Origin of the sequence: Brevibacterium sp. (assembly GCF_022712115.1) — a bacterium.
Lineage (GTDB): Bacteria > Actinomycetota > Actinomycetes > Actinomycetales > Brevibacteriaceae > Brevibacterium > Brevibacterium salitolerans.
Genome location: NZ_JALAHB010000232.1, coordinates 33,070 through 40,965, shown reverse-complemented (window position 1 = coordinate 40,965; position 7,896 = coordinate 33,070). Strand labels below are relative to the sequence as shown.

7 protein-coding genes are annotated in these 7,896 nt (G+C 71.5%); 2 read left to right on the top strand and 5 right to left on the bottom strand.

Annotated features, from left to right (window positions below):
* Positions 1-40: 40 nt before the first annotated feature.
* The 5 genes from Q0A33_RS13850 to Q0A33_RS13830 all read right to left on the bottom strand — a co-directional run bounded on the left by Q0A33_RS13850 (position 41) and on the right by Q0A33_RS13830 (position 6,583).
* Positions 41-958 carry a fumarylacetoacetate hydrolase family protein gene (locus Q0A33_RS13850; RefSeq protein ID WP_291797987.1) on the bottom strand — a complete coding sequence of 306 codons (918 nt, stop codon included), beginning with the start codon at positions 956-958 and terminating at the stop codon, positions 41-43.
* Positions 955-2,031: a 2-dehydropantoate 2-reductase gene (locus Q0A33_RS13845; protein ID WP_291797984.1), complete on the bottom strand. Its 1,077-nt coding sequence runs from the start codon at positions 2,029-2,031 to the stop codon at positions 955-957. Before Q0A33_RS13845 ends, Q0A33_RS13850 begins: the two co-directional genes overlap by 4 nt.
* Positions 2,032-2,074: 43 nt before the next feature.
* Positions 2,075-3,283, bottom strand: coding sequence for a TRAP transporter substrate-binding protein DctP (gene dctP, locus Q0A33_RS13840; protein WP_291797981.1), 1,209 nt, complete (start codon positions 3,281-3,283; stop codon positions 2,075-2,077).
* A gap of 63 nt (positions 3,284-3,346) precedes the next feature.
* The gene (locus Q0A33_RS13835) at positions 3,347-5,161 is read right to left on the bottom strand and encodes a class I adenylate-forming enzyme family protein (protein ID WP_291797977.1); all 1,815 of its coding nucleotides are present in this window, start codon (positions 5,159-5,161) and stop codon (positions 3,347-3,349) included.
* A 255-nt stretch (positions 5,162-5,416) separates the two neighbouring features.
* Positions 5,417-6,583, bottom strand: a complete 1,167-nt coding sequence (locus tag Q0A33_RS13830; protein WP_291797974.1) for a helix-turn-helix domain-containing protein — start codon at positions 6,581-6,583, stop codon at positions 5,417-5,419.
* Positions 6,584-6,729: 146 nt separating this feature from the next.
* Here Q0A33_RS13830 and Q0A33_RS13825 point away from each other — a divergent pair, with 146 nt between their 5' ends.
* Positions 6,730-7,032: a hypothetical protein gene (locus Q0A33_RS13825; protein WP_291797971.1), complete on the top strand. Its 303-nt coding sequence runs from the start codon at positions 6,730-6,732 to the stop codon at positions 7,030-7,032.
* A gap of 166 nt (positions 7,033-7,198) precedes the next feature.
* Complete coding sequence (locus Q0A33_RS13820) at positions 7,199-7,858, top strand: VOC family protein (protein ID WP_291797968.1); 660 nt, start codon at positions 7,199-7,201, stop codon at positions 7,856-7,858.
* The last annotated feature ends 38 nt before the right edge of the window (positions 7,859-7,896 follow it).

Here is a 7,896-nt window from a genome sequence, read left to right as displayed (position 1 = left end):
CCCGCGGAGCGCGGCAGCCCCGCTCGGTATTCGCTGGAGATCAGTATCCGCTGGAGAGCGGATGGACGGGGAGCCCCTCGACGATGCGCTGGCGGGTGGAGCCGAGCAGGTCGATCGAGGTCTCCACGACGTCGCCGGGCCGCAGATATCGAGTGAACGTCTCCGAGCCGGTCAGCTCGTGCTCGATGAGGCCGCCCCCGCCCACCGTGCCGGAGCCCAGCACCTCACCGGCGGAGAGGGTCGTGCCGCGGGCGGCATAGGCGATGACGTCGCCCATGTTCCAGTTGATGGTGTTCCAGTTCCCCGCCGTGATCTGCCGTCCGTTGATCCAGGCGCGCATCGGGACGTCGTAGGACAGGCCGGACTCCCTGCCCGCGAACTCGTCCGCCGTGACGAAGTACGGCCCCAGCGTCGTCGCGGAGTCCTTCCCCTTCGCCGGCCCCAGCCGGAGCGTCATCTCCTGCATCTGCAGGTCCCTGGCGCTCCAGTCGAGGTACGTGGTGTAGCCGAGGATCGCCGCCCGTGCTTCCTCCGGAGTGGGGTTGGAGACCGCACGGGCGAGCACGGCGCACAGCTCGAGTTCGACGTCGAAGCGCGCGCTCTCCGGCGGGATCCGCACGTCCTCCCGAGGGCCGATCACCGCGTTGCCGTTGCTGATGTAGAACGCGGGGAACTGCGAGTGCAGAGGGTCCAGGGCGCCCTCGGGGCTGCAGTTGCGGATGTGCTCGTGGAAGCACATGCAGTCGCGCATGGCGGGCGGGCGCAGCGGTGAGGCGAGATCCTCCTCGTCGAAGGCCCGGCCGTCCTCCCTGCGCGCGGCCTCGCCGAGGGCGTGGAGGTCCGCTCCGCGTTCGATCGCCTCGGACACGTCCCTGTACCCGGGCACCGGGTGGAACAGATCCTCGGCCACCAGGCCCAGCTCCTGACCGTCTGCGGTTCTCAGACGCGCGAATCTCATCGCAGGCCTCCCGCCGCAGCGCCCTCGGCAGGGGCCGGCTCCACGCCGGCCAGTAGCTCCTCGAACGCCGCCACGCCGTCCGCGAACCGGGGGACGGTCCTCTCCGCCTCCGCCTGTGAGATGAGCGTGTACGCCAGGCGGTTGAACGGCACCTCGACGCCGTGCCTCTCCGCGACCTCGATCACGCGTCCGTTGATGAAGTCGCGTTCGCAGTCGATGCCCTTGCGCAGGTCCTGGAGCATGCTGGCCTCGGCCTGGCGGTGCTTCTCGATCGAATCGGTGAAGAAGGCGATGGTCCGCTCCGCGCTCCACTCCCCGTCCAGGGTGAAGGCGTCGATGGGCGCGGGCCCGAGGCTCTCGATGTCGATGCCCGCGGCCTGGCCCGCGCGGATGCCCTCGTCGAGGAGGTGGAGGGCGGCCCGCATGAGGGGCGGGGCGTCGATCACCTCACCGAAGGTGCCGCCGCACGCGGCGGAGAGGCCGCTGAACGTCGAGTTGATGAGCAGTTTCGACCACTTCATGCCGGTGATGTTGTCCGTGAGCCCGCAGTGCCCCACGCTGGAGAGGATCTCCGCGGTCTCCCTCAGCCGGTCGGTGAGGCTGCCGTCGAGCTCGCCCACGTCGAAGGAGTGCGCCAGCGTCTGCTCCCAGGTGGTCGCCAGCTGCGACTCGCCGGGCCCGCGGTAGATGGCGGAGAACCGCACATTGCCGGCCAGCGTGCGCTCGGCCCCGACGATCTCGGCCACGTGCTGCTCCGGTGTGCCGTTCTGCAGGGTGCAGACGACGCCCTCGGGGCTCAGCCTCCCGAGGAACGGTTCGAGAGCCTGCTCCGTGTAGACCTGTTTGGTCAGCAGGATGACGAGGTCGAACTCCCCGGTCACGTCCTGCGGGAGGGCGGCGGTGACCGGAACGACCCGGTCGATGTGGCCCGTGATGTGTGCACCGGACCGATTCAGCGCCTCCACGTGCGCGGCGTTCGCGTCGACCAGCACGACCTCGTACCCGCGTTCCGCGATGAGCGCTCCGGTGATGGTGCCGAGCGAGCCCGCTCCGACGACGGCGATTCTCTGCATGTCCGTTCCCTTCCCGTACTGATGGTCTTCTCCGGCGGTGGTGTCAGTCTGCACTGGGGGTGAGCGCCTCGGCGCTGAATTCGTCGACGAAGGAGTCGACGAGGGCGTCCGGGTCGGTCACCGACTCGACGCCGGCGATCGTCTCCTCCGGCGTGGCGTAGCCGTCCTCGGGGATGCCGGAGAGCTCGGAGAACCGCGCTCGCCACTGCGCCATGTCCGCGGTGTAGTCCTCGATGACCGCGGCCGGATCCTCGACGCTCTCGGGGGCCTTCCCCGGCAGCTCCTCCAGCTCGGCCGCGCGGAACTCGTCGAGCTCCGCGATGAGCTCCCCGGGCTGGGTGACGGTGACGTCGCCGTCCTCGGCAAGGGCTCCGCCCTCGGCATAGAGCTCCTGGTTGTCCGCGATGCCGGCCTTCATGTATCCGCGCAGGTAGGCGGCGACGGCCTCCGTGCGCATGAAGTCCTGCATGTCCGGGTCGAGCGATTCGAGGGCGTCCGTGTTCATGAGCACGGGGAGCACGGTGGGCGCGAAGGGCACCATCGCCACGTGCTTCGCGTTCTCGTAGAGGCCGAGGTCCACGGCGCCGGAGAGGGAGGTGAGGGTGCAGTCGATGGTGCCGCGGGAGAGGGCGTCGTAGGTCTCTCCCCATTCGATGGACACCGGTGTCATGCCCAGCGCCTCGAGCTCCCGCGTGTGCGTGGGACTGCCTGCGCGGACCTGGAGCCCGCGGGCGTCCTCGGCGGACTCCACGGGCGTGTTGCACACCATGTAGAAGTAGTCCGGGATGAGGACGCCCAGCGGGGTGACGCCCTGTGCCGCGTACTCCTCCGTGAGCAGCGGCTCCCGGAACAGCTGGGTGTGGGCCGCTGAACCGGCCATCGCGGTGGCGAGCGGCGCCGGGCCGGCGAGAGCCGGGAGCGTGTCGGTCCACGTCGCCGCCGGGAGTTCGTTCGCGGAGTAGGCCGCGGGGGAGTTGGCCAGCTCGGTCCGGCCGTCTCCCACCGCGTGGAGCAGCTCCGGGCCGCCGGCCAGGGCGCCGGCCCAGTAGTACTCGGTCTCGACCGTGCCGTCGTACTCCTCCTCGATGGCCGCGACCATCGCCTTGGCCGCCTCTCCGAGTGCGGAGTCCTCGCCTACGACGTGGGCGAATCCGAGCGTGAGCGTGTTCGCCTCCTTGCCGATGCCGCCGGCACAGCCTGAGAATGTGAGCACTGCGACCGCAGCGGCCGCGATCTGTGCGGAAATCTTCATCGATCTTCCTTCGTGTGGATGTGACTGTGGCGCTGTGTAGTGTGGTTGCTGTGCGGCGCGGCGTCAGGCCGGCTCGCTGCGGCCCACCAGGAACCGCCGGATCTTCCCGACGCTGGTGCGCGGCAGCGCGTCGATCCGATGCCAGGCCCGGGGTCGTGCGGCGGGCGCGAGGTTCCGCTCGGCCCATGCGTGCAGCTGCGCCTCGCTGGGCGGCGCATCCGGGACCTCGGGCACGAAGTGGGCCTCCGGCACCGCGTCGCGGATCTCGTCGGGCACGGCGATGACGGCGACCTCGCTCACGCCGGGGGCCTCGGCCGCGGCCGTCTCCACCTCGGACAGGCTCACGTTCTCGCCCGCGACCTTGATGACGTCGTCGGTGCGGCCGATGAACCGGAGCCTGCCGTCGGGCTCACACACGGCGAGATCGCCGGTGAGGAACAGCCTGCGGCCGTGCTCGTCGCGGGTGAACGTGCGGGCGGTGGTCTCCGGATCGTCGAGGTAGCCCGCGAACAGGTCGACGCCGGGCTCGCCGTCCACGGCGATGACGCCCGGCTCGCCGGCGGGGGCCTCGGCATGGGTGACCGGATCGAGCAGGACGATCAGCCGCCCAGGGAGCGGACGGCCGATGGTCTCCGGCCGCGGCGGATCGGCGGCGTCGCAGGTGACCGCGGCGACGGTCTCCGTCATCCCGTACAGCTGCCGGGGCGCGCATCCGGCCAGGCGGCTCAGCCCCTCGTAGTGCGCGGTGCTCAGCGGCTGGGCGAACCAGACGTGCCTGAGCGCGAGCGGGGCGGTCTCCGGCGGCGTCCGCGCCAGGATCATGCGGGCCGGAGCCGCGAACAGGCTCGCGTGCGTCGCCTCCAGGTCCCGGCACTGCTCCGCCCAGCGGCTTGCGGAGAACCGCGGCGCCAGCGCCACGGAGGCGCCCGCGGCGATCGCGGAGGCGAAGCAGTAGTACTGCGCGTTCGCATGGAACAGGGGCAGGCTCACGAACCAGCGGTCCTGTGGGCCCAGGTGCGCGGCGGAGGCCATGGCGGGTCCCACCTGCGCGTAGTTGGCCTGTGTGAGCTCCACTCCCTTGGGGCGGGAGGTGGAGCCCGAGGTGAACATGATGGCCAGCCGGTTCTCCGGGGTAGGAGGGAGGGGAGCCTCGGTGGACTCGGCCGAGGAGGCGGCGGCTGCCGGGGAGGCGGCGGTCACCGGCGCGGCCGCGGACAGGGCGGAAGCCGCCGAGGCGGGATGGAGCAGGCCGCCGGGCGCGAGGTCCCGGCTCGTCTCCGTCAGTTCGAGGACTGCCATCGGCGAGTCATCCGCACGCTCGCGGTAGACGGAGGCCCGGGCCTCGGCACAGATGCCGAGGACCGGGGAGATGCGCGCGAGGTGGTCCGCGATGTCGCGGGAGCTCGATTCCGGGTCCACGGGGACGATCCAGGCGCCCATCCGGGCGGCGGCCAGCCAGACGGCGACGAACCCCGGGCAGTTCCGCAGGCAGACGTGCACGGCGTCACCGGGGGCGACCCCGTGCGCACGGAGGACGCCTTCTGTCCCGCGCACCACCGCGTCGAACTCTCGGTAGGTCCACTGTGCGGGAGGGCGCAGGGGCTCCGGATCGGCTGCGGGCGGTGAGGCGGCAGCGTGCTCCGAACCGGCTGCCGGAGGTGAGGAGGCGGCCTGTTCCGTGGACGAGGGCACGGGATCGGGGAACAGGAGGAAGGGCGCGTCCGGGCGGGCGGCGACTGTGGCCGCCCACAGCTCGGCGAACGTGTGCTCGGTGGGAGCCGCACCGGCGGACCGGTGAACGGCGGAAGGCGCGGCGGAAGGCGCGTGGGTGCCCGCCGCAGCGTGTTCGGCAGTCGACCTCTCAGGCGTCTCTGGCATGTGTGGTGCTCCCTGCTGTCCTCGTCGACTATGCGGCCTGCGCTGTGATGCCGGGTGCGTGGCGGGCGCGGTCGCAGCGCCTCCGCGTCACGCCTCTACCGAGGCAGGCTCTCGCTGTCGATTCTGCTCCGTGCGGGGGCCGAGCGCGAGAGAGCGCTCCCCAGACTTCAGCGGCGAAATCTGTAGATCTCCACAGTTCCGTGGCGTGCTGCTCCGGAGCCGTGGCGTCGTCTATTCCGGAGACGCAGCGCCCGCCTAGTCCGGTGACGCGGCGCCCGTGCCGTGCGGAGTTGCGGCGTCCGTGTCCCAGGCCTCCAGCGCCCAGGCGAGCTCGAACAGCTCGGGCAGCGTCTCCAGACGGCGCCCCGTGCGTTCGCGGCAGCGCTGCAGGCGGTAGCGGACCGTGTTCTCGTGTACGAGCAGCTCCTCGGCCGCCAGCCGCACATTCATGCCGACCGCAAGGAGCGTGCGCAGGGTGGAGAGGAGCTCCGCCCCGGTGGCGGTCCGCGGTCGCAGGGGCGTGAGGAGGCTCTGAACCAGGTGATCGCCGATCTCCGGCTCCTCCGCCACGGCGAGACGCCAGGAGCAGGTGGACAGTGTGTGGACGCCGGGTTCCCGGGTGCGGACGAACCGCCATATCCTCTCTGCGATCCCCGCGGAGGACGAGAGCTCCGTGAGCGGTGCCGGCGTGCCCACCGCCACGGGTGTGCTCACCCGGAGAGCGGGCGGCTGTGCGGCCAGGCCGATGATCCGCTCACCCACCTGCGCCAGCAGGGCTGCGGCATGGGGGCCGCGGCAGGCGCGCTCCAGTTCTGCGAGGAAACGGGCGGGGCGCTCCGGCGGCGGGCCGGCGATGAGCACCGAGTAGGAGTGCTCCGGGTCGATGCCGAAGCCCACCGCGCGGTGCAGGACGTGCGGCTCGTCCGCACGGTCCTGGAGGAGGTCCGTGACCAGCGAGCCTCGGGCCAGGGAGTGCTGGACGGCTTCGGCGCCGGCATGGTCCCGGTACTCCGCGGCCGCTCCCGCCACGAACCAGTCGCCCACCTCCCAGAGCAGCGTGGACCCGGTGAGGGTCTCCTCGGCCGGCAGACCGTGCTCCTGCGCGAGGCTGAGGAAGCGTGCGTGGGTGACGCTGAGGCAGATGCGGTAGGCGCGGATGATGTCCTGGATGGGGACGCCTCGTTCGATCCGGTCGCGCGTGGTGTCCCGGTCCTCGCCGACCTGCGCGCGGGTGGGCGCGCTGCGGCTGATGAGCGTGTCGACGCCGCGGCTCACATTGGTGCGGGCGGATTCCAGGATCAGGGCGCGCGGCACCGCCGCATAGGAGGCCAGCTCCGTGAACAGACGGTCTGCGGCCTCGTTCGCGATGGTCTCCTGCGAGTCTTTGAGCCGTTCTGCGATCTGGGCAATCGTCACCGTCATGAGCCAAGGGTGCCAGAGGAGGCCGTCTCCCGGTGCTCCTCCCTCCCGGCGGTGCTGCACGCACCCCCTTTTGCACACCCGGCGGAGCGAGTAGCGTCGATGGCACCGCTCCTCTGAGCGGCTCCGTCGAGCAAGGGGAGGATGCCATGGCAGACCAGAACGGACACGACGGCAGGAACGGTCCCAGCCGTGCGCGGGAGGCCGCTGACGGTCCCGGCCCCACGCGCCGCGGGGACAGCGGTGAGGAGTCCAGCGGCAGCGGTGCGCTGGACGCGGTCAACGACGCGGCGCGGAACGTGCTGGGGGACGCGGAGGTCGATTACGACGCAGAGGTGGGGTATCGCAGAGCGGACGAGGAGGAGATCCAGGAGCTCGCGGCACAGCACGGCGACGTCATCACCCGCAGTCCGGACGGCACGCACACCGTGACGGCCCGCCCGGACGACTGAGACGGGCCCGCCCGAGGCCCCTGCGGGATCGGCGTGTGCGGCCCGCCCGGACCGGCTGGCTGGTTGCCTGGCCCGCCCGGACTGGCACTGGCCGCTCGGCTCGGCCTGCTTGTCCGGCAGCTGGCAGCGTGTGACCAGCCGGTGCGTGGATCTGTATCGTCGGGGCATGGCTATCCCGCAGATCCTCGACCATCTCGTCTACGAAGTCCCGGACCTGGAAGCCGGTGTGGCCGCCTTCGCGGAGCGCACCGGTGTGACGCCGGTGTTCGGGGGCCGGCACGTGGGCCTCGGCACCGCCAACTACCTGGTGCGGCTGGAGCCGCAGGGCTGGGTGGACGAGGGCCGTCCGCGCACCTATCTGGAGATCCTCGGTCCGGACCCGGAGCAGGTGATTCCGGCTGGGACTGCGCTGCCGCTGGGTGTGCACACGGTGACGGAGCCGGTGCTGCGGACCTGGGCGGTGAGGCCGCAGGACTTCGACGCCGCCGTGCAGGCCGCCGCCGATTCCGGTGCGGACGTGGGCGAGGTGCGCGACATGTCCCGCCGGGACCCGGAGGGCACGCTCCTCGAGTGGCGTCTCACCTCCCGTGAGGAGCTGCCGCATGACGGGCTCCAGCCCTTCCTCATCGACTGGCAGCAGACGAGGCACCCTTCGCAGGCGGATCTGCCGGTCCTCACGCTGGAGTCGTTCGAGGTGCTCGTGCCTGAACCGGAGGACTTCGCGGCCGTGCTCGCTGCAGCCGGTGCTCCCGACACGGAAGTGGTGCAGGGCGACGGTCTCCTCCGCGCGGTGCTCGCCGGCCCCACCGGCTCGGTCGAGCTGTGAGCGAGGCCGTGCCCGCGCGGGGCGGTGAGAGTGAGGCC